The 26014-nt window shown below is 56.7% G+C and carries 29 protein-coding genes; 19 read left to right on the top strand and 10 right to left on the bottom strand.

The genetic code is table 11. The features are described from left to right. Positions 1-13: 13 nt before the first annotated feature. Positions 14-196, top strand: a complete 183-nt coding sequence (locus ACR0CZ_RS00715) for a DUF1674 domain-containing protein (protein ID WP_170394659.1) — start codon at positions 14-16, stop codon at positions 194-196. On the opposite strand, the gene ACR0CZ_RS00710 is transcribed toward ACR0CZ_RS00715, so the two are convergent. Next, positions 197-1057 (bottom strand): LysR family transcriptional regulator, encoded by an 861-nt coding sequence (locus tag ACR0CZ_RS00710; protein ID WP_170394662.1) that lies wholly within the window; start codon positions 1055-1057, stop codon positions 197-199. It abuts the gene before it with no gap. Positions 1058-1156: 99 nt separating this feature from the next. Here ACR0CZ_RS00710 and tmpA point away from each other — a divergent pair, with 99 nt between their 5' ends. Both tmpA and tmpB read left to right on the top strand, forming a co-directional pair. Continuing rightward, positions 1157-2293 (top strand): 2-trimethylaminoethylphosphonate dioxygenase, encoded by a 1137-nt coding sequence (tmpA, locus tag ACR0CZ_RS00705; protein WP_170466584.1) that lies wholly within the window; start codon positions 1157-1159, stop codon positions 2291-2293. Next, on the top strand, positions 2290-2880 hold the full coding sequence (gene tmpB / locus ACR0CZ_RS00700; RefSeq protein ID WP_170394669.1) for a (R)-1-hydroxy-2-trimethylaminoethylphosphonate oxygenase: 591 nt from the start codon (positions 2290-2292) through the stop codon (positions 2878-2880). The genes tmpA and tmpB overlap by 4 nt, the downstream gene beginning before the upstream one ends. Before the next feature lie 72 nt (positions 2881-2952). On the opposite strand, the gene dapB is transcribed toward tmpB, so the two are convergent. Then, on the bottom strand, positions 2953-3762 hold the full coding sequence (dapB, locus tag ACR0CZ_RS00695; protein WP_170394672.1) for a 4-hydroxy-tetrahydrodipicolinate reductase: 810 nt from the start codon (positions 3760-3762) through the stop codon (positions 2953-2955). A gap of 90 nt (positions 3763-3852) precedes the next feature. On the opposite strand from dapB, the gene rbfA reads away from it, so the two are divergent. The 3 genes from rbfA to truB are packed head-to-tail and all read left to right on the top strand — an operon-like array spanning position 3853 to position 5948. Beyond that, the gene (gene rbfA / locus ACR0CZ_RS00690; RefSeq protein ID WP_170394676.1) at positions 3853-4248 is read left to right on the top strand and encodes a 30S ribosome-binding factor RbfA; all 396 of its coding nucleotides are present in this window, start codon (positions 3853-3855) and stop codon (positions 4246-4248) included. A 14-nt stretch (positions 4249-4262) separates the two neighbouring features. After that, positions 4263-4985 (top strand): phosphodiester glycosidase family protein, encoded by a 723-nt coding sequence (locus ACR0CZ_RS00685; RefSeq protein ID WP_170395092.1) that lies wholly within the window; start codon positions 4263-4265, stop codon positions 4983-4985. 54 nt (positions 4986-5039) lie between these two features. Further along, positions 5040-5948 (top strand): tRNA pseudouridine(55) synthase TruB, encoded by a 909-nt coding sequence (truB, locus tag ACR0CZ_RS00680; RefSeq protein WP_170394679.1) that lies wholly within the window; start codon positions 5040-5042, stop codon positions 5946-5948. Positions 5949-5955: 7 nt separating this feature from the next. On the opposite strand, the gene ACR0CZ_RS00675 is transcribed toward truB, so the two are convergent. After that, positions 5956-7404: a pyridoxal-dependent decarboxylase gene (locus ACR0CZ_RS00675; RefSeq protein WP_170394682.1), complete on the bottom strand. Its 1449-nt coding sequence runs from the start codon at positions 7402-7404 to the stop codon at positions 5956-5958. A gap of 108 nt (positions 7405-7512) precedes the next feature. On the opposite strand from ACR0CZ_RS00675, the gene ACR0CZ_RS00670 reads away from it, so the two are divergent. The 3 genes from ACR0CZ_RS00670 to rpsO all read left to right on the top strand — a co-directional run bounded on the left by ACR0CZ_RS00670 (position 7513) and on the right by rpsO (position 9560). Beyond that, complete coding sequence (locus ACR0CZ_RS00670) at positions 7513-8016, top strand: DUF1643 domain-containing protein (protein ID WP_170394684.1); 504 nt, start codon at positions 7513-7515, stop codon at positions 8014-8016. A gap of 96 nt (positions 8017-8112) precedes the next feature. Next, complete coding sequence (locus tag ACR0CZ_RS00665) at positions 8113-9147, top strand: calcium-binding protein (RefSeq protein WP_170394687.1); 1035 nt, start codon at positions 8113-8115, stop codon at positions 9145-9147. Positions 9148-9290: 143 nt separating this feature from the next. Beyond that, positions 9291-9560 carry a 30S ribosomal protein S15 gene (gene rpsO, locus ACR0CZ_RS00660; protein ID WP_050605082.1) on the top strand — a complete coding sequence of 90 codons (270 nt, stop codon included), beginning with the start codon at positions 9291-9293 and terminating at the stop codon, positions 9558-9560. Between the two features lie 386 nt (positions 9561-9946). Here rpsO and ACR0CZ_RS00655 read toward each other — a convergent pair whose 3' ends face one another. Then, positions 9947-11194, bottom strand: coding sequence for an MFS transporter (locus tag ACR0CZ_RS00655; protein WP_170394690.1), 1248 nt, complete (start codon positions 11192-11194; stop codon positions 9947-9949). Between the two features lie 449 nt (positions 11195-11643). Between ACR0CZ_RS00655 and ACR0CZ_RS00650 the strand changes: the two genes are divergently transcribed. After that, positions 11644-11853 carry a hypothetical protein gene (locus tag ACR0CZ_RS00650; protein ID WP_170394694.1) on the top strand — a complete coding sequence of 70 codons (210 nt, stop codon included), beginning with the start codon at positions 11644-11646 and terminating at the stop codon, positions 11851-11853. Between the two features lie 116 nt (positions 11854-11969). On the opposite strand, the gene ACR0CZ_RS00645 is transcribed toward ACR0CZ_RS00650, so the two are convergent. Continuing rightward, positions 11970-13571 carry a BCCT family transporter gene (locus ACR0CZ_RS00645; RefSeq protein ID WP_170394697.1) on the bottom strand — a complete coding sequence of 534 codons (1602 nt, stop codon included), beginning with the start codon at positions 13569-13571 and terminating at the stop codon, positions 11970-11972. Between the two features lie 268 nt (positions 13572-13839). Here ACR0CZ_RS00645 and ACR0CZ_RS00640 point away from each other — a divergent pair, with 268 nt between their 5' ends. The 4 genes from ACR0CZ_RS00640 to pnp all read left to right on the top strand — a co-directional run bounded on the left by ACR0CZ_RS00640 (position 13840) and on the right by pnp (position 17336). After that, a complete protein-coding gene (locus ACR0CZ_RS00640; protein WP_170394700.1) occupies positions 13840-14193 on the top strand; it encodes a metalloregulator ArsR/SmtB family transcription factor in 354 nt (117 codons plus the stop codon). Beyond that, positions 14174-14596, top strand: a complete 423-nt coding sequence (locus tag ACR0CZ_RS00635; protein WP_170394703.1) for an SRPBCC family protein — start codon at positions 14174-14176, stop codon at positions 14594-14596. The genes ACR0CZ_RS00640 and ACR0CZ_RS00635 overlap by 20 nt, the downstream gene beginning before the upstream one ends. Further along, on the top strand, positions 14593-14961 hold the full coding sequence (locus ACR0CZ_RS00630) for a DUF1761 family protein (protein WP_170394706.1): 369 nt from the start codon (positions 14593-14595) through the stop codon (positions 14959-14961). The genes ACR0CZ_RS00635 and ACR0CZ_RS00630 overlap by 4 nt, the downstream gene beginning before the upstream one ends. A gap of 224 nt (positions 14962-15185) precedes the next feature. Then, on the top strand, positions 15186-17336 hold the full coding sequence (pnp, locus tag ACR0CZ_RS00625) for a polyribonucleotide nucleotidyltransferase (RefSeq protein WP_170394709.1): 2151 nt from the start codon (positions 15186-15188) through the stop codon (positions 17334-17336). 294 nt (positions 17337-17630) lie between these two features. Here the strand turns inward: pnp and ACR0CZ_RS00620 are convergent, their stop codons facing one another. Both ACR0CZ_RS00620 and ACR0CZ_RS00615 read right to left on the bottom strand, forming a co-directional pair. After that, positions 17631-18131 carry a helix-turn-helix transcriptional regulator gene (locus tag ACR0CZ_RS00620; protein ID WP_170394711.1) on the bottom strand — a complete coding sequence of 167 codons (501 nt, stop codon included), beginning with the start codon at positions 18129-18131 and terminating at the stop codon, positions 17631-17633. A gap of 36 nt (positions 18132-18167) precedes the next feature. After that, positions 18168-18734, bottom strand: coding sequence for a hypothetical protein (locus ACR0CZ_RS00615; protein ID WP_170466591.1), 567 nt, complete (start codon positions 18732-18734; stop codon positions 18168-18170). Between the two features lie 250 nt (positions 18735-18984). Here ACR0CZ_RS00615 and ACR0CZ_RS00610 point away from each other — a divergent pair, with 250 nt between their 5' ends. Together ACR0CZ_RS00610 and ACR0CZ_RS00605 are read left to right on the top strand one after the other, a co-directional pair. After that, entirely contained in the window at positions 18985-19614 is a 630-nt protein-coding gene (locus tag ACR0CZ_RS00610) for a TIGR02466 family protein (RefSeq protein ID WP_170394716.1), read from the top strand. A gap of 316 nt (positions 19615-19930) precedes the next feature. Further along, entirely contained in the window at positions 19931-20926 is a 996-nt protein-coding gene (locus ACR0CZ_RS00605) for a Hint domain-containing protein (protein WP_170394719.1), read from the top strand. 39 nt (positions 20927-20965) lie between these two features. Here the strand turns inward: ACR0CZ_RS00605 and ACR0CZ_RS00600 are convergent, their stop codons facing one another. Continuing rightward, positions 20966-21616, bottom strand: a complete 651-nt coding sequence (locus ACR0CZ_RS00600; RefSeq protein ID WP_170408508.1) for a peroxiredoxin — start codon at positions 21614-21616, stop codon at positions 20966-20968. Between the two features lie 218 nt (positions 21617-21834). On the opposite strand from ACR0CZ_RS00600, the gene ACR0CZ_RS00595 reads away from it, so the two are divergent. Then, on the top strand, positions 21835-23274 hold the full coding sequence (locus tag ACR0CZ_RS00595; RefSeq protein ID WP_480537145.1) for an aldehyde dehydrogenase family protein: 1440 nt from the start codon (positions 21835-21837) through the stop codon (positions 23272-23274). Between the two features lie 55 nt (positions 23275-23329). On the opposite strand, the gene ACR0CZ_RS00590 is transcribed toward ACR0CZ_RS00595, so the two are convergent. Next, entirely contained in the window at positions 23330-23764 is a 435-nt protein-coding gene (locus tag ACR0CZ_RS00590) for a glyoxalase superfamily protein (protein ID WP_170466602.1), read from the bottom strand. A 175-nt stretch (positions 23765-23939) separates the two neighbouring features. Beyond that, positions 23940-24791: a bifunctional helix-turn-helix domain-containing protein/methylated-DNA--[protein]-cysteine S-methyltransferase gene (locus tag ACR0CZ_RS00585; RefSeq protein ID WP_170394731.1), complete on the bottom strand. Its 852-nt coding sequence runs from the start codon at positions 24789-24791 to the stop codon at positions 23940-23942. 120 nt (positions 24792-24911) lie between these two features. On the opposite strand from ACR0CZ_RS00585, the gene ACR0CZ_RS00580 reads away from it, so the two are divergent. Both ACR0CZ_RS00580 and ACR0CZ_RS00575 read left to right on the top strand, forming a co-directional pair. After that, positions 24912-25361, top strand: coding sequence for a MarR family winged helix-turn-helix transcriptional regulator (locus tag ACR0CZ_RS00580; protein ID WP_170394734.1), 450 nt, complete (start codon positions 24912-24914; stop codon positions 25359-25361). Position 25362: 1 nt separating this feature from the next. Next, the gene (locus ACR0CZ_RS00575) at positions 25363-26004 is read left to right on the top strand and encodes a cysteine hydrolase family protein (RefSeq protein WP_170426129.1); all 642 of its coding nucleotides are present in this window, start codon (positions 25363-25365) and stop codon (positions 26002-26004) included. Positions 26005-26014: the final 10 nt, after the last annotated feature.

Raw genomic sequence — 26014 nt, 5'->3', positions numbered from 1 at the left:
GGAACCCGATGTCATGAGTGACGAGCGCAAAGACCTGCCCCCCGCCGCTCAGCGCGCATTGGCCGAGGCTGAGGAACGTCGCAAAAAGGCCGAAGCGGAAGCCAAGGCGCAGCCTAAGGAACTGGGTGGGCGCGACGGTCCCGATCCGGCACGCTATGGTGATTGGGAAAAAAAGGGCATCGCCATCGATTTCTGATCAGGCCCCGCCCCGCAGCGCTTGCAGAAAGTCGTCTATCAACGCCCTTTGCCGCTTCGATCTTGCCCGATCCTCGGGCCAAGTCAGCCAATAGCCATCCTTTGTCCTAAGCTCAGGCATATCCAGTCTGTATAACTGACCAGTCTTGATGCTGCCCGATGCCAGAGGGATTGAACCCAAGGCGATCCCCATGCCCTGACGCGCCGCCGTGATCGCATGACCCACCGAGTCGAAACTGATCCGGCCAGCCGGTAATTCATCAACCCCCGCAACCTGCGCCCAGTCCTTCCAGCCGGGGCGTTCTCCGCGCAAATCAATCAGCGGCGCACCCCAGTTGATGCCGGATGCGGCCATCGGTGCCAGCACTTCGGGCGCAATAAGCTTTGCCTTTCGTCCAGGCCAGACACCTCTGCCATAGCGGATCTGCAGCCAGGTACGTTCTTCCTCCAGCGAGGCGCGGCGGGCCATCGAATCTGTCATTACACGCACATTTGGCTGCGCCTCAAGGAACGTGGGCAAGGCTGGCAGAACCAGCGCGTGGATATGCGACGAAAGTCCCGCGACCCGAAGCTCGCGCGGAGTTTTGCCGAACAGATCCTCGGTATTGCGTTCCAGTGCTTGCAGGCTGTCCTGCACCAATGGCAGATAGCTTTCGCCTTCGATGGTCAGCGAAACACCGCGGGCTTCGCGCACAAACAATGACCGGCCCAGCCACGCCTCAAGATTGCCTATCCGTTGACTGACCGCCGCCTGCGTCAAACCAAATTCGCGCGCAGCAGCAGAAAAACCACCCAGCCGCCCGGCGGCTTCGAACACACGCAGCCAGTCCAATGGAGGTAGTCCGATCTTCTTCTTATCCATAAGATTTTCCAAGTCTCAGAGGCAATAAGGTTTAATTGTAGTAATGTCACGAAGCGCATATCTCCTCAAGCAAAGCCCGCGCCGAACAGGAGAGACCCCATGCTGCGCTCAGCTACTTTCGACCCATCTGTGGTCACTGTCGCGTTTTCCGATGGTACCCAGGCCCGCTTCCACGCCATTTGGCTGCGCGACAATGCGCTGGACCCCGAGACCCGCGCCCCCGGCAACGGGCAGCGCCTGATCACAATCGGCGATATCCCCTCCGATATCTCGGTCAGCGCTGCCGAGATCCGAAATGGCGATCTGAGCGTGACGTTCCAGCCCGAAAACAAATCCGTGATGTTCCCTGCCGATTGGCTGGCCGATCACGTTTATGACCGCGAACAGGCGCAAGAAGTTGGCCGCACCGCATCCGGCGTCACCACATGGGAGCGTGGTATCAGCGCCCCCAGCGGTGACTGGGAAAGGGTGCACACCGACCCTGAGGCCAAGCGCAGCTGGCTGGCTGCCGTCGCGGAGTACGGCTTTGCCAAGCTGACAGGTGGCCCAACCGAGCCCGAATCGCTGCTGAAAGTGGCCGATCTGTTCGGCTACGTGCGCCAGACAAATTATGGCCCCTATTTCGAGGTTCGGACCGAGGTGAACCCGACCAACCTCGCCTATACCGGGTTGGGGTTGCAGGCCCATACCGACAACCCTTATCGCGACCCGGTGCCGACACTGCAAATCCTCTACTGCCTTGAGAACTCGGCCGAAGGCGGCGATTCCATCGTTGTCGATGGTTTCCGCGCGGCTGAGCGTCTGCGCGATCTGAACCCCGAGGGCTTCGCCTTGCTTGCAGGCTATCCGGCACGGTTCGAGTATAAAGGTTCGGACGGGGTCTGTTTGCGGTCACGTCGCCCGATGATCGAGCTTTCCCCCGATGGCGAGTTGATCGGCATTCGCTTCAACAACCGCTCGTCCGCGCCGTTCGTGGATGTGCCCTTTGACAAGATGGAAGCCTACTATGCCGCCTATCGCCAGCTGGGCGAGATCATTGACGATCCCGCTATGGGCGTGTCTTTCAAGCTGGAACCGGGCGAAAGCTTCATCGTCGACAACACTCGCGTAATGCATGCACGGCTGGGCTATTCCGGGGCCGGGTCTCGCTGGTTGCAGGGATGCTATGCTGACAAGGATGGGCTGCTTTCGACACTGGCCGCCATGCAGATGACACAACCGGAGGCGGCGGAATGAAACCCGATTTCTCGACCTTAAACCGGGACAATATCGTGGCCTTTATCGGTGACATCTTCGATCGTCGGGGGGGTGAGGAATATCTGGGGGAACCCGTCACCATGGCCCAGCACATGCTGCAGGGTGCCACGATTGCGGAACAGAACGGACAGTCTGAGGAAATCATCGTCGGTGCGCTGTTGCACGACATTGGCCATTTTACTTCAGAATTCGGCACTTACCATCCGGACGATACCGAGGACCGATATCATGAAGATGCAGGTGCAGAGGTGTTGGAGCAGTTCTTTCCGTCGGTCATCACCGATTGCTGCCGGTATCACGTTGCAGCCAAGCGGTATCTCTGCGCCACCAAGCCGGAGTATTTCAATCGCCTGTCCGAAGCCTCGGTCCATACGCTGGAACTGCAGGGTGGTCCGATGAGTGGCAAGGAGATAGCCGAGTTCGAGGCAAATCCGAACCTGAAAGAGATCATTCAGGTCCGTTATCTGGACGAAGCGGGAAAACGCGCTGATATGGAGACCCCGGATTTCGCCCATTTCGCACCGATGGTACAACGGATGGTCGACCGGCACATTCAGGCAAGCTGAGACAGTTTTCATCTGCCCGATCGATAGAGCCAAGAAAATTCGTCGAATTTTCTTGGCTCTTGATCCTAAAGCCTACAGCCCCAGAACATCCACCATGTCATACTGGCCCGGTGCCTTGCCTTGACCCCACAACGCGGCTTTGAGCGCCCCACGGGCGAAGATCGCACGGTCAGTAGCTAGATGGCGCAACACGATACGCTCACCGGGTGCCGCGAACAGGACATCGTGTTCGCCGACAATGTCTCCGCCACGAATCGCGTGGAAGCCGATATCGCCGCGTTTTCGCGCACCGGTAATACCGTCGCGGCCCCGATCGGCCACATCCGCCAACTTGACACCGCGCCCTTCTGCGGCAGCTTCGCCCAGCATCAAAGCCGTGCCTGAAGGCGCATCGACCTTGTGATGGTGATGCCCCTCGATGACCTCGATATCGAAATCCTCATCCAGCGCGGCGGCAACCTTTTTGGTGAGCTGCACCAACAGATTGACCCCAAGGCTCATATTCCCGGCCCGCACAATCACGGCATGGCGCGCGGCAGGTTCCAAAGCTGCGATCTGTTCATCCGTCATTCCGGTGGTGCCAATCACGTGAACGCACCGCGCTTGTGCTGCCAGCGCGGCAAACTCGAGCGTCGCCTCGGGCGCCGTAAAGTCGATAACAGCCTGCGCCTGCGCAAATGCCTCCAGCGGATCGTCAGTGACGGTAACACCGAGCGCCTGCCCGCCCATTGCCTGACCCACATCCTGACCGATCCAGTCATGACCCTTACGCTCGACCACACCAACCAGACGCGCCTGATCGCTCTCAGACACGGTCTTGATCAGCATCTGCCCCATACGGCCCGAAGCCCCTGTGATGACGATCCCCGGAATATGGGTCATTGCGCTGGTCCTTTCTAAAGTCGGCTCAAAGCCTCCTACCCGGTTCGCGCCCGCTTGGCAAAGCCCCGCTTTGGGCTTAGATCGGGGGGCATGGCAAAGAACAAATTCCACGATGGCCCCGGCCCTTCCCAACGACAGCTGCGCGTCGGCGAACTGATCCGCCGCACCCTGTCCGAGGTTCTGGCGCGCGGAGATGTCCACGACCCCGACCTGAACCGTATGTCGATCACCGTGGGTGAGGTGCGCACCTCGCCCGATCTGAAGATCGCCACCGCCTATGTGCTGCCCCTGGGAGGCAAGGGGCAGGAAGACGTGATTGACCTGCTGGCCCGCAACAAGGGCGAGCTGCGGCGCGTAATCGGCAAGAAGCTGAACCTAAAATTCTCGCCCGATCTGCGGTTCCGTCTGGATGACACGTTTGATCGACTGGACGACACCCGCCGTATGTTTAATCAGGACGCGGTACGCCGCGATCTGGACGAGTGATCCGTACCCTTGTCATGCTGTGTGCTGTCCTTTGGGCCGCGCAAGTCTCTGCAGTCACCTGCGAGAAGCTGACTCATGAGGACAAGCGATATACGGTTTGCGAGGTGGATACCTCGGAAGATTTGCGCCTGTTTCTGAACGATGAAAATGGCGATCTGTTGGGTCATTTCTCTTCGGTGAATGAGGCGTTGGAGCCTCAGGGGAAAAGGCTCGTCTTTGCGATGAATGCGGGCATGTACCATGACGACCGCTCGCCCGTCGGCCACTATGTCGAAGAAGGGCAAGAGCAGATGCGCGTGATACCGAATGCCGGACCCGGCAATTTCGGCCTGCTGCCCAACGGTGTGTTCTGCATCCGTGAAAACCGTGCCGATGTGTTCGAGACTTTGGATTTCGTCGATCAGGCACCGCAGTGCCGCTTTGCGACACAATCGGGCCCCATGCTGGTGATCAACGGAGAGTTACACCCTCGCTTTCTGCCGGATTCAACCTCGCGCTACACCCGAAACGGAGTGGGCACCAGCGCCGATGGCACGCGTGTGGTGTTTGCGATCTCGGACGATTACGTCACTTTCTATGAATTCGGCAGCCTATTCCGCGATGTATTAAAAACACCGAATGCGCTGTTTCTAGATGGCAACATTTCCCGCATGTATGATCGCGCCAGCAACCGGTCGGATATCGGGTTTTCGCTGGGACCCATCGTGGGTGTCGTCGAGGACGTTCCGGCAAATTGACAGCATCGAAACGATCCGCTAACTCGCGCGCCTCAGCAAGACTCAAGGTGTAGAATGGGACGCAAACGCAAGGGCCGCGACATTTCCGGTTGGCTGGTGGTGGACAAGCCCGCTGGCATGACTTCGACCGCGGTGGTCAACAAGGTGCGTTGGGCGATGGACGCCAAGAAAGCCGGCCATGCGGGCACGCTGGACCCCGAGGCGACCGGCGTTCTGGCCGTTGCGCTGGGTGAGGCAACCAAGACCGTCCCCTACATCACCGATGCGCTGAAGGCCTACACCTTCACCGTGCGGCTGGGGCAGGCCACCAACACCGATGATGCTGAGGGTGAAGTCATCGCTGAGAGCATTGCGCGTCCCTCGGATGAGGATATCAAACAAGCGCTCGGCCCGTTTCTGGGCGATATCAAACAGGTGCCGCCCAAGTTCTCGGCCGTGAAAATCGACGGTCAACGCGCCTATAAGCTGGCCCGAGATGGCGAGGATGTAGAACTGACCGCCCGCCCTCTTTGGGTAGAGGAACTGGTGCTGATCGACCGCCCCGACGAAGACCACGTCGTGCTGGAGATGACCTGTGGCAAAGGTGGCTATGTCCGTTCCATTGCGCGTGATCTGGGTGAGGCGCTCGGCTGCCACGGCCACGTGAAAAAACTGCGCCGCATCTGGTCCGGCCCGTTTGAGGCCGAGGATGGCCTGACCATCGAACAGATCGACGAAATGGCCAAAACCACCGCACTGGATAATTATCTGCATCCGCTGGAAACCGGCTTATCAGACCTACCCGAGCTGAAATGCACCTCTGAAGGAGCCACCCGTCTGCGGAATGGCAATCCGGGCATGGTGCTGGCCTCTGACGTGGAATACGGCGACGAGGCCTGGGCCTCGCTGGATGGCAAGGCCGTGGCCGTAGGAATTTACAAGTCGGGCGAATTGCACCCAAGCCGCGTCTTTGCCGCCAACTGATGACTGTTCAGGCGGCGATACGCAATTTGTGACCCAGTCGAAGTATCTCGGACACCAGTAGATCCAGATCCTGCTTTTGCGTGCGGTGATTGTTGACCGCCACCCGTAGGCAATGCGCTCCCTGAACCGTTGTATCCGATAAAACCGCTGTGCCTTCCTCTTGCAGGCACAACATGATTTCGCTGTTAATCGCACGCAGAGTTTCGGGGCTGAGACCGCCCGGGTCATAGCGGAAACAAACGATGTTTATATTGGTGGGGAACATCAAGGTGAGGTCATCCTCCGCCTCGATCAGCGAAGTCAGATAACGCGCCTTTTCGATATCCTGATCAATGAGCCTGCCGAATTTCTGAACGCCGTGCTCCTTCAAGGACATCCAGACCTTGAGCGCTCGAAACCCACGCGAAGTCTGAATGCCGTAATCGTGCAAAAACGCCGCCCCGGCGACGCCTCGGGATTGCGGTTCCAGGTATTCCGGGGTCAGAGTAAATGTCGCGTGGTGGGCATCATGGCTTCGCACTAACGCGCAACCCACTTCGAAAGGCGCATGTAACCATTTGTGTGGGTCGAGCGCGACGGAATCCGCGCGTTCGATGCCGGACACGCGCCAACTGTTATCATGGGCGATTGCAATTAACGCACCGATACAGCCGTCAACATGAAACCACAGGCCTTCCTCGCGGCAGAAATCGGCAATCGCCGACAAGTCGTCGATGGCGCCTGTGTTCACGGTTCCGGCGGTGGCAATCACACAAGCGGGTTTAAGGCCGTCTGCGCGATCCTGCGCGACCATGCCGGCAAGCGCTTCAAGATCCATCGTCAAATCGTCTTGCGTAGGAACACGCCGCAGCGCCTTGTTGCCCAGACCCAGTGTTTCGAGCGACTTTTGGTGACAACTGTGCATCTGATCCGATCCGTAATACCGCATCGGCTTATCCATGGCGGCGATGCCCTCTTCGCGCATGTCGATCCCGGATTTAACGTTGCGGGCCACCGTCAGCCCGATCAAGTTTGCCACGCTGCCGCCGCTGACCAATGTCCCACTGGCTCCTTCCGGCAGACCGATCATCTCGCGTAGCCAGTCGACGACTTGTCGGTCGATCAGGGCTGCCGCATGATTCCCACCCCCAAGGTTCGAACCCTGAACCGCAGCCAGAAAATCTGCCATCGCGCCTGTGAAATTGCTCGCGCCCATATACCAGCCCCAAAACCGGGGATGGATATTACCCATCGGATACTGCATGACCTGAGATTGGACATCATCCATCAAATCACCCAACGGCATACCCTGCTGAGGTGCAGGCGTTTCGAACCCGTTGCGTATCGCAGTCGGCATATCTTTCCATATCGACCTATCACGCACATCACGCGTATGATCCAACGCCATATCCAACATCTCATGTGCTAATTTGCGGGTCTGCTCCCAATCCGCCGGATCCAATGTCTCGAATGTCATGTCTTCCCCCCAAGAATAAGCCGTTCAAATGAAGGCAGGTATAGCACAAGTTAAGGATCAGGACATCGCCCCTTGTAAACGGGCCTAATTCCAGCCAAACCCGACTGCATGATCACCCGTTCTCACACCAAGGGCGACGCGCCCTCGACTGCCATCTACTCCGATTGCGAAAAATACCGCTATAGCCTGACCCGTATCTGGAACCCGGCGGGCCGCAAGGCGTTGTTTGTGATGCTGAATCCGTCGACGGCGACCGAGGTGCAGAACGACCCCACGGTGGAACGTTGCGAGCGTCGCGCACGCACACTGGGTTTCGGAGCTTTTCAGGTCACCAATATTTTTGCCTGGCGCGACACTGATCCGCGCAAGATGCGTGCATCTTCAGATCCGGTGGGGCCTGAGAATGACGCAGCCATCCTAGACGGCGTGGAATGGGCGGATCAGGTCATCGCCGCCTGGGGCACCCATGGCGCACATCTGGAACGCGGCCCCGCAGTTGAGGAATTGCTGCGCGGCACGGGCCAGCCCTTGTTCCACCTTGGGCTGACCAAGGACGGGCATCCGAAGCATCCTCTCTACATTGCGTACACTCAGCAGCCCGAACCCTGGTGATAAAGGATTAACCACGCTCTCAGCTTCGCTTTGACCAAGCCATTGTTTGCATGAGATGTTTTACACTCGGAGCCATTGTGCTTGCGGAGGGTAGATATGTTTCTGATCGGATTATTCGGAATGGCCGCCATGGGTGGTGCGGCCTACGCAATCAGCGACGTACTTGTGCCAGAAGACAAAGGCGATGACGAGGATGAAGACGATCGCATCGAGGAAACGGCCGACGACGACCTGTCGGAAGGCAATTTGCTTGACGCGGACGAGAATGTCGACGAGCCCAGCTCTGCCGAGGAAACCGACTCTGACACTGGTGAGATTGTGTCCGAGTATGAAGGCGATCTGGTCATTGCGGGCGATGAGGATGCGGATGTTCTGACCGGGCAGGAAGGCAACGATCAGATCAACGGATATGGCGGGTACGACTGGATCAACGGCGGCGCTGGCAACGACGTGTTGTATGGCGGTGGTGGCGGTGACGTCCTGTTTGGCAACCTCGGGAATGATGTGCTCCATGGTGAATATGGTGACGACGCGCTGGACGGAATGTCAGGAAATGACGACCTGTATGGTCATTTCGGAACAGATGATCTGAGCGGCGGTGATGGGAATGACCGGCTTTTTGGTGGTCAGGGCGATGACACGTTAAGCGGCGATGACGGCGACGACGCGCTACAAGGCGGAGATGGCGACGACTACCTTGTTGGGGGTGCCGGTGAAGACGCCCTGTTTGGCGGAGATGGTGATGACATCTTGTCCGGAGAAGATGGTCCGGACGAGCCTGCGCGCGACTTCCTGAACGGGGGCTCTGGGGACGACGTCATTCTTGCCGAAGACGGCGATGTGGTCACCGGTGGAGAGGGCGAGGACGAGATCGTTGTGCAGTCCGACCCCGAGCAGGAAGCCACGACAATCATGGATTTCCAGATCGGTCACGACAAGCTTCTTATCACCTGGGACAACCCGGAAGAACCGGAATTGACGATCGAACAGGACAGTGAAAACAACAGCTTGACCCATGTTCGGGTCAATGGCGAAGACGTCGCTCAGCTTTTTGGCGCAGAGGGTCTGACTGTTGAAGATATTCAGTTTGTGACCGAAGCCCAGTTGGAGCAGTACGCCTTCACTAGTTGAGCCTGCAGAATCCCTTTGCCATTTGCGGTGAATGCGCCTATACGCGCCCATCCGCATCGGAATCGGTGCGGTTTTCTCCATGGGCCTGTGCTGGACGACATCCCGGCCTGCGCCATCAACTCTAACCTTTAAAGGAGACCCCGATGTCGATTACTGCCGCTGATAAAGCACGCGTCATGAAAGAATTCGCAACCAAGGACGGCGACACTGGTTCGCCTGAAGTCCAGGTTGCTATCCTGACCTCGCGCATCAACACCCTGACCGAGCACTTCAAAACCCACAAGAAAGACAACCACGGTCGTCGTGGTCTGCTGAAGATGGTTGCTCAGCGCCGTAAGCTGCTGGACTATCTGAAGGGCAAAGAAGAAGCACGCTATCAGGACCTGATCAAAAAGCTGGGCATCCGCCGCTAAACGCGTTTTGTTCATGTTGTACAGGCGCTGAGGCCCTGTTCGTACAAATAGTACATCTTGTACGCCCGCCATTTGGTGGGCGTATTTGTTTTGGTCACTGTCTAATCTAGTGAACTGTGCGGCGCGCGAATTCCCGCCATGTTCATGAGAGACGGCACACACATACCTGCGGCCCAAACCTTACCGCTAAGCAAAGAAGCGCAAACTTTTTTTAACTTCCTGTGAACCACTTCACTGAACGCGGTCAAAGATTGCGCCATTCTGAGGATGTTAGTGAGTAGGCGCTTCTTTTGTTTCGAGCGTCAGGTTTTTCATAGTCCTCCCTTTTTTACTGGGCGTGCCTGTAGCGGGCGCGCCCATTTTCGTTCGGGACACACTGATGAAACCTACTTGCCTTTGGTATCAAGCGCCTGAACGCCGGGATGGCGAAACAGTTTCGCCATCGCAATCAATGCCAGTACACCGCAGATGACCGCGAGCACGAAAGGCATCCGCAAATTGATAGCCATGAGGGATCCGCTGAGGGCCGTAATGGTCCCGGAGCCCAACGCGTAGATGGCGACTGTCACACCCATGACCCAACCTTGCTCGGTTGGGCCGACGCTCGCGGAAAACAACGAAAGCATGGTCGGGTACATGATCGCGAACGCGATGGTTATCGGAACAATCAGGACATAGGTCAGATCGGCCATGGGGTTCAGCATGAAGGCCAATATCCCAAGCGCCATTGCGGCAATGGAAACATATAGAATCGGGAACTTTTTATAGCACTCATGCAGCGGCGCGGTGAGGTAGGCACTGCCAAAGGCCATGGAGCCTCCGAACACGGCGAGGGCCATGCTGTTTTGAAGCGTACTGAACTTGAACCGGGTCAGCAGATACGTGTCGATGAAGAAGAAAAACGCATTCAGGCACATCAGCGAGAACAACATGACGACCGAAAGCCGCAAAACGACCGGGTGCGAGAAGACTTTCCACAAGTTCAAAACAACATCTAAAAGCCCGAAGTCAATTTTTTGTCTTTTGAATCCGGGTTCGGAGAAGAAGAACAGAATCAGTGCCATGTTGATCAGGATCAGGGCAATGGCGACGTAGAAAGGCAGTTCCAGTGACGCAAATGATCCCATCAGGTTTTGGTCGCTTAGCAATCCTGAAATCAGTGGCCCCCCGAGCAGGCCCAGCGCGGATGCCGCAACAATCATCCCGAGGTTTTTTGATTTCTCCTGATCGTCATGGCTGATGTCGATCAATGCGGCCTGCGCAATGGGTTGATTGGCCGTCGTAAACCCGGAAATGGCGCGCCCCAAAAGTAACAGCCAATAGCTGGACGTCATGATCGCGGCCACAGTCAGAACATAGCCGATCAGGGCACCGGTAAGGCAGATCATGATGCCTGTTTTACGCCCGATATAATCCGACAACTTGGCGATAAAGGCCGCCCCGAAAAAGTAGAACAGAAAGAAGACGACAATCAGAATCGTATAGTCGAGCTGGCGGATATTCGTCGCTGTTCCATGTGCAAGGAAAGCCTGGTGTGGATCCAGCAGGATCGTGTTGAAAATCGGCACGATCAATCCAAAACCCATCACGTCAATGAAAACGACCAGCAACAGAGACAATCGTGAAAGGTTCATAACAGCTTCCTCATTACGGTCCCGGAATAATCCAATTTCAAAACGTCGAGGGGGCCGGCCACATCACAAGAAACACGCGCTGCGCCAAGATTTGCCCGGAGTCAGGGTATGGGCTCTTTTGTTTTCTGTCCAATTTGGCGCGGCGACGGGCGGTATCCGGGTGGCTGACCTTGGGTTTCGAATTGTGACGCCGCGTCGCGAAAGCCGGGCCCTAGGTTAGAAGGTTGACGTAAGCGTAAGCAGTGTCGTGATTTTTTTCCAAGCGGTCAAAAAAATGATGCAAACTGCAGATTTCTTCCCCCTTTCTCGGCACCCCATTTTTCTTACATGGACGGTGTCGCTGCGGGTTCACACTCACGGAAGTTGGTCTTTGAGCCCTTCCCTCAAGTGGCTTGGACCTGACCCGCAGCGGCAAGGATTTGATGACCATATGTTGCGGGAGTTGAATGATGCCATTGAAGTCAATTCTGAGCCGGGTGTTTGCAACCAAGATGTCTGAGACGTCCAACGCCACAAATGCGCGGTCGATTTTGAATAATCCCTACGACCATAAGAAGGCAATTTCGAAGGTTGAGACAGCGGCGGTTCTTCGCGGGATCCTAGAAGATGAAAAGATGGAATATCCAACCCAAGGCAAACGCAAGGATTCGCTGCACTGACCGCCGTTTGGTACGCTCCTGACGACTTCTGCATGGGTACGCGTTACAGGGGCCGCTCCGGACCAAAAACGCCCGCCGAATTGGCGGGCGTTTCGGTTTTCTCAGGATAATCCCAGTTACATCTTGGCCTTTTCTGATTTAAGCGCCAGCCACAGGCAGTAGCACATGATTAGAACCACCAAGGTAAACGGAATTCCAGTCGACACCGCTGCCCCTTGCAAGGCAGAGAGACCTCCGCCCAGCAGCAGTGCGATTGCGACGAGGCCTTCAAGCGTGCACCAGAACACGCGTTGCACAACCGGTGCGTCCATCTTTCCGCCTGCCGTGATCGTGTCGATCACCAGCGAGCCTGAGTCCGACGATGTGACAAAGAATACAACGATCAGGATCAGAGCGATCGGGGCAATGATGCCGTAAAGCGGCAGCTCTTTCAGGAAGCCGAACAGCGCGCCCTCGGGGGCATAGCTTTCGATCACTGTGGCGCGGACGCCCTCTGCTCCGCCTGCGTTCAGCATGTCGATGGCTGCGCCGCCAAAGGTCGACATCCACAAGGCACATACCGCAGTGGGTGCCAGCAAGGCGCAGATCACGAACTCACGCACCGTACGACCTTTGGAAATGCGGGCGATGAACATGCCCACGAAAGGTGACCACGCAATCCACCAGGCCCAGTAGAAGGTTGTCCAGCCGTGGAAGTAGCTGGTGTCTTCCCGACCGAACGGATTGGACAGGGCCGGTAGATGGGTCACGTAATCCACCATCACGTTGAAGTACCGTGCAATGGCGGTGCCGACACCGGTAACTACAATGACGAAGATGAACAGTCCTACGGCCATGATCATGTTGATCTCACTCAACCGTTTGACTCCTGCATCCATGCCCATCAGGACCGAGCCCAGTGCGATCATCGTAATGCCTATGATCAGCAGGACGGTGACGGTGGGGCTTGGTTCGATGCCAAAGACCTCATACAGCCCGGCGGCCACCTGTTGTGCGCCCAAACCCAATGATGTGGTCAGGCCGAAGAGGGTCGCGAATACTGCCAGAGTATCGATGATGTGGCCCCACCAGCCCCAGACGCGCTCGCCCAGGATCGGATAAAAAGCCGAACGCAGTGTCAATGGTAGCCCGAGATTATAGCTGAAGATTGCAAGCGCCAGACCAACGGCCGCATATACCGCCCAGCCTTCGAGACCCCAATGATGGATCGTGCCGACAATGCCGATGTATTCGTTACCCGGCACAGCGATATCGATGCCCAGCGGGCGGGCGTTGCCGTCTTCTGCAAAGTTGTAATAGACCGGCTCCATCACGCCGAAGAACAACAGCCCGATGCCGATCCCGGCCGCGAACATCATCGCGATCCATCCGGCGTAGGAATAGTCGGGTTTGGCGTCCTTGCCGCCGATCCGCACCTTGCCCACCGGCAAGATGATCAACACCAGACAGAACAGGGTGATTGCGTCAACCGACAGCACCAGAAACCAGTCAAACGTGCTGGTCAGCCATGGCCGGAGCCAGCCAAAGAACGTGGCTGCGGATTCCTGATTTGCCAGCGCGATCAGGACGAACGCAAAGATCAGGATACTAGAGATCAAAAAGACCGGGTTATGGATGTCCAGACCGAAAGGCCGGACATTGTCCTGCCCCAGCTCATATTCGGTCTCAAAGTCATAAATCCGGGGATCCGGATCCAGCATTTTCTTGGTTTGTGCCATGCGTCTGCCCTTCTGTTCGCTACGTGCAAACGCCAAGGTATTCGACCGGCGGACGGAGGTGATATTCGTATTCCCTTGGCGCGTTTCCGTCGTTTCGACCGCAGGTATGGTGGTTTCAGCCTATACGGATACTAAATTTTCACCAAATATATTCGATTTCGCGAATAATTAGGCGGTGGGAGCGACCGAATTAGCTTTCAGAGCTGCAAATATCCTGTTATTCAACCAAATGGTTGACTGAAACAGAAAAGGCATGTAATTCATCCAAATGGTTGAACGAGAGAATCGCTATGACCTAGGCGCTATATTGAAGGCCGCGTCCGACCCAACCCGCCGCGTGATCCTAACGATGCTCGCGCAGCAAGGCCCCTTGCGGGTGACGGATATTGCGCGGCAATTCGATATGAGCCTCAACTCGGTGTCCAAGCACATCAAGGTGCTGGAGAATGCCGGGCTGGTGCGGCGTCGGACGGAATGGCGCGAGCATCTGATCGAGGTGCAGATGGCCCCCTTGTCAGCCGTGGATGACTGGTTCGCCGGGCTGCGTTCGATCTGGGCGCTTCGGCTGGACGCCTTGGAAACTGCTTTGGAGGACCCAGAAGATGACGGAACTGTCCCTTGAAATAACCCGCGCCATTCCGCACCCGCCGGAAAAGGTTTTTGATGCTTGGCTAGACCCGGAAATGTTGGCCAAGTTCATGCTGCCCGGTCCCAACATGTCAGTGCCCGAAGCTTATTCTGACGCCAAGGTAGGGGGCCGGTTCAAGATCATCATGCGCGCGCCCGAGGCCGGGGACCTTCCGCATGAGGGCGAATACAAGGTGATCGACCGGCCCAATCGGCTGCAATTCACTTGGAACTCTCCTTACAGTCAGGACGATTCCACCGTGACGCTAGATTTCACGCCCACCGACAAGGGTACGGAATTGCGCCTGCACCACATCCGCTTCCCTTCGGAAGAAAGCCGCAACAATCACGAAGGTGGCTGGACCCGAATCCTTGAGACGCTGGAGGGTGCGCTGTGATCAACTGGCTCGCCCTTGGCGTGGGTGTGATCGCGGCCTTTCTGCTGGGCTGGCTGGTCTACGGACCCGTCGGCTTTCAGAAACGCTGGGCCGAAGGTACTCGGATCGATCCGACACCGCCTGACACACCACCTCTGCCTCAACTGGCAGCCCAGATCATATTTCTGATCCTGCTAGCCGCCGTGATCGCCGTGACCGAGACCAACAACAGCCTTGGCGTTGCGGTGCTGGCGATCCTCGCGGTGGCTGCTCAGGCCGCATCGGCCGGGGCATGGTCGCAGAAAAGCGGCTTCGCCATCGCAGTCGACACCGGATATGCGCTGGGCTGCGGCGTGGTGATGATATTGGCGCACGCTATCCTTTGATACATCGGCCCCTGCCCAGCTTGGGCGGGGGTTAGGCAATCCCCTGCCCCCCAAAAACTCCCGACTTTCCAAAGCTTGCAAACTGATGTATGGGCCTGTCATCTGAGACGTTGTGCCCTGACCCCGGCACTCGAATGGAAGATAAAGTGGGGTCGGCGGCAATGGGGCCGCCATGCAAACCGGAGACCCGCAGGGGCGGGAGTGCTCCGTTCTAGGATACGCATATGTTTGATGTAACAAAGAAATCGATTCAGTGGGGCGAAGAGACGCTGACACTGGAAACCGGCAAGGTTGCCCGTCAGGCCGACGGCAGCGTGATTGCCACGCTGGGTGAAACCAGCGTGATGGCAAACGTGACCTTTGCCCGTGCTCAAAAGCCCGGTCAGGATTTTTTCCCGCTGACCGTACACTATCAAGAAAAATACTATGCCGCCGGTAAGGTTCCGGGTGGCTTCTTCAAGCGCGAAGCACGCCCGACCGAGAAAGAGACGCTGACCGCGCGTCTGATCGACCGTCCGATCCGCCCGCTGTTTGTTGACGGCTTCAAAAACGAAGTTCTGGTGATGTGCACCGTGCTGTCCCACGATCTGGTCAACGACCCCGACATCGTTGCGATGATCGCGGCATCCGCTGCTCTGACCATTTCCGGCGCGCCGTTCATGGGTCCGATCGCCGGTGCCCGCGTTGGTTTCGAGGATGGCGAATACGTTCTGAACCCGACCGTCGACGACATGCAGGACCTGCGCCTGAACCCTGAACAGCGTCTGGACCTGGTTGTTGCCGGTACCAAAGACGCCGTGATGATGGTGGAATCGGAAGCTTACGAACTGTCCGAGGCGGAAATGCTGGGCGCGGTAAACTTCGCGCATGAGCAAATTCAGCCCGTGATCGACCTGATCATCTCGCTGGCCGAAGAAGCCGCGAAAGAGCCGTTCGAATTCGTCGCCCCCGATTACTCGGAGCTGTCCGCCGCTGTTTCGGCTGCCGGTGAAGAGAAGATGCGCGCCGCGTTCGCGATCACCGACAAGCAAGAGCGCACCGCCGCTGTCGCCGCGGCCCGTGAAGCGATCAAGGAAGCGCTGACCGAAGAGCAACTAGAAGACGGCAATCTCGGTTCCGCTATGAAGAAGCTGGAAGCTGGCATTCTGCGCGGTGACGTCGTCAAAGGCGGCAAGCGTATCGACGGTCGTTCGACCACCGATATCCGTTCGATCGTCGCAGAAACCTCGATGCTGCCGCGTACACACGGTTCTGCCCTGTTCACCCGTGGTGAGACTCAGGCGTTGGCCGTGACCACGCTGGGCACCGGTGACGATGAGCAGTTCATCGACGCGCTGCATGGCAACTTCAAATCGAACTTCCTGCTGCACTACAACTTCCCTCCGTATTCGGTTGGCGAAGTTGGCCGCGTGGGTGGCCCGGGCCGTCGTGAGATCGGCCACGGCAAGCTGGCATGGCGCGCCCTGCAGGCGGTTCTGCCTGCGGCGACCGACTTCCCCTATACGATCCGCATCGTGTCGGAGATCACTGAATCAAATGGCTCGTCCTCGATGGCGTCGGTCTGCGGCGGTTCGCTGTCGATGATGGATGCAGGCGTTCCGCTCAAAGCACCGGTTGCCGGTGTGGCCATGGGTCTGATCCTGGAAGATGACGGCGAATACGCCATCCTGTCGGACATTCTGGGTGACGAAGATCACCTGGGCGACATGGACTTCAAGGTTGCGGGTACCGAAAACGGCATCACCTCGCTGCAGATGGACATCAAGGTTGCGGGCATCACGCCTGAGATCATGGAGAAAGCCCTGGCGCAAGCCAAGGACGGCCGGATGCACATTCTGGGTGAGATGGGCAAAGCCCTGTCCGAAACCAACGAATTCTCGGTCCACGCGCCGCGCATCGAGACCATGAACATCCCCACCGACAAGATCCGCGAAGTGATCGGCTCGGGCGGTAAGGTCATCCGCGAGATCGTCGAGGTTTCGGGCGCCAAGGTTGACATCAATGACGACGGCGTCATCAAGATCGCGTCGCCCGACGGTGAATCGATCAAGAAGGCCTATGAGATGATCCACTCGATCGTTGCTGAGCCGGAAGAAGGCCAGATCTACACCGGTAAAGTGGTCAAGATCGTCGACTTCGGTGCCTTCGTGAACTTCTTTGGCAAGCGCGACGGTCTGGTGCACGTGTCCCAGATCGAAAACCGACGCCTGAACCATCCGTCGGATGTTCTGAAAGAAGGTCAGGAAGTAAAGGTCAAGCTGCTGGGCTTTGACGATCGCGGCAAGGTGCGCCTGTCGATGAAAGTTGTCGATCAGGAAACCGGCGAAGAGATCGTTCCCGAGAAGAAAGAAAAGAAAGAGGAAAGCGCAGAGTAATCTGCCTCTTTTGCAAGAACGAAGGCCCCGGTAATCCGCCGGGGCCTTTTTCTTTGGGCGAATGACGAGTGCCGTAGCGATACTGTGGAATGTGCCGATCATCAGCTGGTGCTGGGGTAGGCTTCAATTTAGATGAGGATACAGTTTTAATCGCTGAGTGCATTGCCCTGAAACAGAGCCTCGCAACCACTTAAAACGTTGGCTTTACAGGCCCGAGGCATCTACTTGGGCGTTCTTTTCTACTCATTGCCGATAAATGAATGAATTTACGACGATATCCGATCGTTTCTTGGTTTATTTCTTTTCTTCGATCAAAAGCTCTTCTATGAGCGCGCCTAACAGTTGCGTCCTCGATTTGACCTTAGCTTTTTTGTAGATTGAATTGTTCTGGGACTTGATTGTCCCCTCGCTGGTCTCGCGCAGTTTAGCTATTTCTGCGAGGGACAGGCCCTTTACGGTGAGCAGTGCAACATCTCGTTCCGCAGCACTAAGGCCCCAACGGTCGAACTGTAGTTCCAGCATCCGAAAAAACTCGCCTTGAGCCTTTCGCAGGTTCTGTTTGACTTCTTGGTGACGTCGCAAAAACAGCCTGTGGCTTTGCCAAATCAAAAGCCCCCCAAGAATAAACCCAAATAGGGTGATGAGAGCCGTGATTTCATGGACCACCCAACTCGCGGAAAAAATGTAGTACCCTGTTATTTCGCCAATCAATTCGATCACAAACGTCAAAGCAGAGATCGCATATACAGCGATCCCCGCTTTGAACATGGCTTCTTTTTTAAACCATTTGTTCAAACCCCAATCTCGCTTGGGCTCAAGTTGGAAGCTGAATTAATCATCGTCGCCTTCGTCATCCCCTTCGCCATCGTCACCTTCACCGTCGCGCTCGCCATCGTCGCCTTCGCTATCGCGTTCGCCGTCATCGCCTTCGCTATCGCGTTCGCCATCGTCGCCTTCGCTATCGCGCTCGCCATCGTCACCTTCGCTGTCGCGCTCACCATCGTCGCCTTCGCTGTCGCGTTCACCATCGTCGCCTTCGCTATCGTTTTCCCCATCGCCTTCGTCATCGTCACCTTCGTCATCAAATCCTTCGTCGTCATCTTCGTCGTCATCTTCGTCATCAAAATCTTCGTCGTCATCTTCCTCATCGTCGAACTCATCGTCTCGCTCTGAACGATCCCGAACGATGGTTCCGTCTTTCCCCAGCACCACTTCTCTCTCGATTCCAGGTCCAGTCGCTTCAAAGCGAAGGTTCCCAAACAGCGTGTTGGTTATTTCGATTCGTTGGAAACCTTGTTCTGTGAGTTCGTCGATGATGTCTTGCTTGGTGGTTTGCGAAAGCGCCGTGGTGGCCATCAGAACGAAAGTTGATGTCAGACCGATAGTTTTCTTGTTCATGTTCCCATCCTCAAAGGAATTGCCAATTGAACTAAAACATCGGCGCTTTGCGATGGGAATATAACTTAGGTTGGTTAGGCCAGACTTGAACCAAAGAACTATATCCTCAACGGTACTGGGTAATGCGCGCAATGTGCGGGAACGTGGATTTGGAGAGCGCCGAAAAATTTTTCAGGAGCAAATTCCTGAATTTGATCTCGGACCGATCTGAATTTACAGCCATGTAGTTTTTGAAGGTGACACCGAGGATATGCCCGAAGCCAAGAAATTCGAAAAGCTCTTCTCTACTCCAATGATGCGATTTGTGGTGCCTAACAGTGCAGCGCTTAATGCGGCGATTCTGTTTGAGGCCGAAAAGATGCGTGAGGAAGACGAGGGTGCCTCAAAATCCAATCGCGGCGGATGGCACTCAAACGGAAACCTCTTTGATCGCGATACGCCCGCTATTCAGAATTTGCGAGACGCGGCCGAAGATGCGGTGTTTCAAATAACGCGAAAGGTCTCAGACAAGGTTGAACCGGATAAACTTCGCCTGAAACTGTTCGGGTGGATAAACGACAATCCTTCCGGCGGGTACAATGCGCCGCATACTCATCCCGGCGCGCATTGGTCTGGAGTGTACTATGTTTCTCAACCCGAGATCGAAGAAGGTTCGTCTGGAATGATTGAGTTTCTCGACCCCCGAAACGAGTTGCCTCACTGGCGCATACTTCAGGCGAGTGCGTTTCGGAACAAAAAGAAGCTGCGCCCGGCAGCCGGCGAAATGATCCTTTTTCCATCCTATCTGACCCATTGGGTCCACCCAAACCAAAGTATAGAAAGCCGCGTCACGGTTGCCTTCAACGCAACCTTTCGACGCCCAAAATCGAATCCCAGTTAATCGCCTCGAGATACGCAGCCTCTGTGGTATCGAACATCATGGCAATGTTTCGCCTGGTCAGCGCAGTCAGCGCGGCTTTCAGTTTCCATCAGAAGATACAATCCTTTGGCAGCGAGACCGCGTTCAACTGACGTATCCGATCCCAACCACCGCCTCGGCAGGCGTGCCCACAGTCGATCCAACCATAGCCAATCTGCCTTTTTCGATCAGTGCCGCTTTCGAGCCCTGCGCGTCACGGTAAACGATATGTTAACACTTCTAAGTTGAGTTAGCTCAAAGTTAAGGAAATCCAAATCATCTGGGACGTCGCCGCGCTTTGGCCTCTATCACCATCTTTGAGATCGACGGAGATCCGTTTGGCAACCCCAGTGTGACGGTGACCCAGGGGTTTCAGGTCACCATTACTGATGATGATAATTTTCTCGAAAATCCGGACAACAACGGCAGCCAACAGTTCGATACCCTCCCAATCCCCGGGCTGAGCAGCTCCGGCAGCTTTCAGATATTTGAAGGCTACAGCGCGACGGTCGGAGGTGCACCGGTCACCTACACACTGCTGCAATTCTCGGGTACGCAATACATCGTTGTGACCTCGGGAAACGTTGCCGTTAACGATGTACTGACAGGCAACTCACTGGCCCAGAGTACTGCACCTGCGGTCGAATATGATAACCTTCCCAGCTTTGTCTGCTTTACTTCGGGGTCACATATTCTGACACCGTCGGGCCAGCGTCTGATCGAAGAAGTCAAAGCAGGCGATCATGTGATCACCGCAGATGGCACCGGTCGGGCCGTGCGCTGGGTGGGTCAGCGACGGCTGAGTGAGGCGGATCTGAGACAGACCCCTAAGCATTGCCCGATCCGGATCAGTGCGGGCAGTCTTGGGCCGCAGACACCATCGCGAGATCTGCTGCTGTCACCTCAGCATCGGGTTGTCGTGTCCTCACCTTCGTTGGAACTGCATCATAGTCACCCGATGATGTTGGCGACGGCCAAGTCTCTGCTCAACGGCAAGTCTATCACGCAAGTACCGCCAAGCGGGGGCGTCGAGTACATTCACATTCTATTCGACCAGCATGAGCTGGTGAATGTCGAAGGATTGTGGTCGGAATCGTTTTATCCCGGCGGATATACGCTGGACGCGATGAGCAGTGCAGTGAAGGAGGAACTATTCGAGCTGTTCCCCGAGCTTCATTCCGACACAGGCGGCTATGGTGATACGGTGCTGCCGGTTCTGAAACCGTACGAAGTGCAGATGCTGCGCCCGGAGCTATCTGCCCCTTGCGGCGCAACCTCGGCGTTTGCGCACTAGAAAAAGGCAGGGGCTTTCGCCCCCTGCCCGTTGATCCGTTTACGACGGCGCTTTGGTTTTGCGCAGATAGGGGAAGATGGTCTCGAACTCGCCGAACTTCTCTTTTGCCTCATCGTTGGAGACCGCAGGTGGAATGATCACATCCTCACCCGGCACCCAATTTGCGGGGGTTGCCACGCCCTTGGCGCTCATCTGCAGGCCATCCAGCGCACGCAGAATCTCGGCAAAGTTGCGGCCCACGGTCATCGGGTAGGTCATGGACAGTTTCAACTGCTTATCGGGTCCGATGATAAAGACAGAGCGTACAGTTGCGCTGTCGGCAGGCGTGCGGCCGTCGGGCAGATAGGCCTCGGCCGGCAGCATGTCGAAGGCTTTGGACACAGCCAGACCGTCATCGGCGATGATCGGGAAGCCGGGGTTGGCGTTGCCATAGGCCTCGATATCTTTTTTCCACTTCTTATGATCTTCGACACCATCGACCGACACGCCGATCACTTTGGTGTTCCGCGCCGCCCATTCATCGTTCAGCTGCGCAACTGCCGAAAACTCGGTCGTGCAAACAGGAGTGAAGTCCTTGGGGTGTGAGAACAGGATGGCCCAGCTATCGCCAATCCAGTCATGAAACTGGACGGTGCCCTGATCTGTCTCTGCGGTGAAATTCGGGACCGTATCATTGATGCGCAAACCCATTGGGAAACTCCTTTCCTGTGAAAAATCGCGAGTCGATTGCTGCCAACCTAATCACTTTGCGCAGAGGTTAAACCATTCATGTTGCGCTGTCAGAAGATTCAGTAGGTAGATAATTTGATCAAATTATGTTTTACCCTTGCCCGACACCCGGGTGGGTGACAGAGTGCGAATGAAAACCGACCGTTCGGTCGATTGATTCCTGATCCGGAGGATGAGCCATGATCGAAAAACGCGATTTCTATATCAACGGCAAATGGGTCGCCCCATCAGAGCCGAATGATTTCGAAGTGATCGACCCGTCGACCGAAGAACCATGCGCGGTGATCTCATTGGGGTCAGAGGCTGACACTAACGCAGCGGTCGCCGCGGCCAAAGCTGCTCTGCCTGGTTGGATGGCAACCCCGGTGGACGAGCGCATCGCTTTGGTAGAGAAACTGGTCGATATTTACGCCACCCGCTCAGAGGATCTGGCCCAGGCGATGTCGATGGAGATGGGTGCACCGATCGATATGGCGCGCAGCCAGCAATCGGGCGCGGGGATCTATCACTTAAAAAACTTCATCCGTGCCGCCAAGGCGTTCCAATTCGAACGCCCACTGGGCGATCATGCGCCGAATGACCGGATCATCTATGAGGCGGTGGGTGTGGCAGCCCTGATCACCCCATGGAATTGGCCGATGAATCAGGTCACGCTCAAAGTCGGGGCCGCCGCGATTGCGGGCTGCACGATGGTGCTGAAACCGTCCGAGCAAAGCCCGCTGAACGCGATGATCTTTGCTGAGATGATGGATGAGGCTGGTTTCCCGGCTGGTGTTTTCAACCTGGTAAATGGCGATGGCGTGGGCGTGGGCTCTCAGCTCTCGGGGCACGCAGATGTTGATATGGTCAGCTTCACCGGTTCGACCCGCGCGGGCACGGCGATTTCCAAGAATGCGGCGGATACACTGAAGAAAGTGCATCTGGAACTGGGCGGCAAAGGGGCCAATGTGGTCTTCGCCGATGCCGACGAAAAGGCGGTGAAACGCGGCGTCCTGCACATGATGAACAACACCGGTCAAAGCTGTAACGCGCCCAGCCGGATGCTGGTGCAGCGTCCGATCTATGATCAGGCGGTTGAGACAGCCGCCGAAGTGGCAAACAAGGTCACCGTCGGCAGTGCCACCGAGGAAGGCCGACATATCGGACCGGTGGTGAACGAAGTGCAGTGGACCAAAATTCAGGACCTGATCCAGAAAGGAATTGATGAGGGCGCGCGTCTGGTTGCAGGCGGCACGGGTCGGCCAGAGGGGCTGAACAAGGGCTATTATGTGCGCCCAACGGTTTTTGCCGATGCCAATAACCAGATGACGATCGCGCGCGAGGAGATCTTTGGCCCGGTTCTGACTATGATCCCCTTCGACACCGAAGAAGAAGCCATCGAGATTGCCAATGACACACCTTACGGGCTGACCAATTATGTTCAGACCCAAGACAGTGCACGCGCCAACCGAATGGCTCGCGTCTTGCGGTCGGGCATGGTTGAGATGAACGGCCAGTCGCGCAGCGCTGGGTCCCCGTTTGGTGGGATGAAACAGTCCGGCAATGGCCGCGAAGGCGGGGTTTGGGGACTGGAGGACTTCCTTGAGGTCAAGGCCGTTGGCGGTTGGGCCGCCGAATAGTCAATCTTGGTGCTATCAAAATGTGAGGCACCCTAAGGGTGCCTCGCTTTGTTTCTTAGGCAGGTCGGACGATAAGCTGCGGCTCTCCGTCCGACGTGTGGCGGGTGGATCGACCATCCCAGCCAATCTCACCTGTCACCCGCTGGCGAAGGGCGGAAAAACTGTCGAACCGGACCACATCTACGGGCACGTCGAACTGCAGGGTCACCCGGCGATGTCCGCCATCCCCAATCATGGTCAGACCGCGGATTTCGGCGGTGAAGGGCTGACCCAGATATCGACCCTCAACCCGGTCACCAACGCGCAACTGCACTCGATTTCCTGCCATCGCGTGCAACGTGTTCCAATCCCGCGCACCGAGTTGATGCGCCAACAGTTCCAGCGCCTCGCTATGTGATAGCTTCACTCCGGCGTCCTGCAGGCGTTTGCGCAGGCGTTTTGCCTGCTCTTTCAGCTCCGCAACCGGAGCGATGTTCTGAATATGTGTCATGGTGTGCCTCGTTTCCTGAAACGGGCGCGAAATCTGGACGGGGTTCGCATTGCCATCCGCGCGCCTGGAAAGGGCAACAGATGTGATTCAATCGGGTTTCACCAAAGCCTAAGGCCGCGAACGGCAGGGGACCCGAACCTGCCGTGCATATGGCAACGACGCGCCAGAATGTCAATCAGGCGTCGGCCTGCGCCGCCTCATAGGCCAGCATGGCGCGTTTGACGGGCAGTCCCCAGTGGTAGCCGCCCAAGCCGCCCGATTTGCGCAAGGCACGGTGGCAGGGGATCAGCCAACTGACCGGGTTCCGCCCAACTGCGGTGCCCACGGCGCGCACCGCTTGGGGTGAGCCGACCCGCTGCGCGATCTCGGAATAGGTGGTGACCTGCCCCGAGGGGATGTGCATCAGCGCTTCCCATACCTTGATCTGCAGTGGTGAGCCGATCAAGTAGAGCGGGGTCGGCTCCAACCGGTCGCTGGCCGCACCGAAGGCGCTGAGCACCCAAGGCCGCAGGCGCATCGGGTCCTCGACAAAATCAGCATTGGGCCAACGAGAGATCATGTCTTCCATCGCCGCCTCCTCGCCTGTCTCGGCCCCAAAGGCGATTCCACAGATTCCCTTGTCAGTTCCCATAACCAGCGCAGGGCCAAAGGGGCATTCGAACCAGCCCCAGTAGATCGTGAGACCTGCGCCTTTGCGGGCATATTCACCGGGGCTCATGGATTCCCATTTCAGGAACAGGTCATGCAGCCGCCCACTGCCGGACAGCCCCACATTATGAGCGGTTTCCAGCGTGGTGAAACGCTCGTGCAACAGAGCTTTGGCATGGCCGAGAGTCAGGTATTGCTGGTATCGCTTCGGAGAGACCCCGGTCCAGCGTGAGAACAGACGCTGAAAGTGGGCAGGGCTCATATCCATCTGGCGAGCCAACTCATCAAGACTGAGACTCTCTCCGCCTTGATCGATTAATTCGATCGCGCGCCGCATGACGTTATAATGATATCCGCTTTCTGCTGTCTGGACGTTCATCGGTCACCTCATCAGTTACAGGAACAGTAACTTGCCCCTGTCGATCTTGCGACCCGGAACCTGCGCTTTATCTTGTCAACTGAGTTGACGAATCAAATCGATTTCTCCTACCATTCAGGTATGGGACACAGGTTGGATCAGCTTTATCAGGCAGTTCAGGCCACCCGGCCTTTGCTGCGGAACATCACGGCAGCAGTTGAGCAGGGCAGCCAGCGCAAAGGCGTGACCGTCGGGCAACGTGCCCTTTTGGAAGGTCTGTCGCTATCTCCCGGCGCGACCGCCCCGGTGCTATGCGCCGAGTTGCAGCTGAAACGACAATATGTCTCGCGCATCTTAAAAGAGCTGATGGGCGCACAGCTGATCGAAAGCCAGCCCAATCCCAAACGTGCAGGCACCTACTGCTACCGGCTGAGCCCTGCGGGCGAAGAGACGATCACGGCAATCAGAGCGGATGAGATGGCCAAGCTGACACGCTTTGCACAGGATTTTTCTGCGTCAGAGCTTGTCGCCTATCACAAGGTTCAGCTGGCCCTGACCCGCTATTTCGCAGAACTCGCCAAGGAAGCCTGACATGACCGTCCTTTGGATAATGGCGGCAAGCATCATGATCGCCGTGTTGTACATCCTCTTGCAAATCCGAAAGATTGGCACTCCGACAACCGGAGCCAAAATAGACCTGGCATCGCGGCCTGAAACGGCGCTGCTGGTGATCGATATGCAAACAGATTTTACCTCGATACCCACCTGGGATGACGCGCAAATTGAGGGTGCCTTGTCGACGATCCGGTCAACGACGGACAGCGCCCGCCAGTCTGACTGGTCCGTGATTGCCATCCGTCATGAATTCAAGGGACGGCTGGCGAACTTGCTGAACGGGTGGTTCAATCAGGGGCGCGGCAACGCAGGTTCCGACGGAGTTGGGTTGGATCCGCGTCTTGCGCTGAATCCCGATGCCGAGTTTGTAAAATCCGTAGGTGACGCCTTTTCTTCGCCGGGCTTTGAACGGTTCCTGCAAGACAAACGGATCGGAACGCTGGTTCTGACAGGGTTGGACGGGTGTCATTGCGTGAATAAGACCGCGCAGGGCGCGCTCAATCGAGGATACCGGGTTCAGATCAATTCGGCAGCCGTTCTGGCGGCTGATCCGAACCGGTGGCAGGGGATCAGGGATCAACTTGCAACGGCGGGGGTGGATTTCCGACTGCAGAAGTGAGGCATAGGGA

It is taken from the genome of Ruegeria sp. H9, from assembly GCF_056532915.1.
Note: the sequence above shows the minus strand (reverse complement) of the source record. Positions and strands in the feature narration are given on the sequence as shown.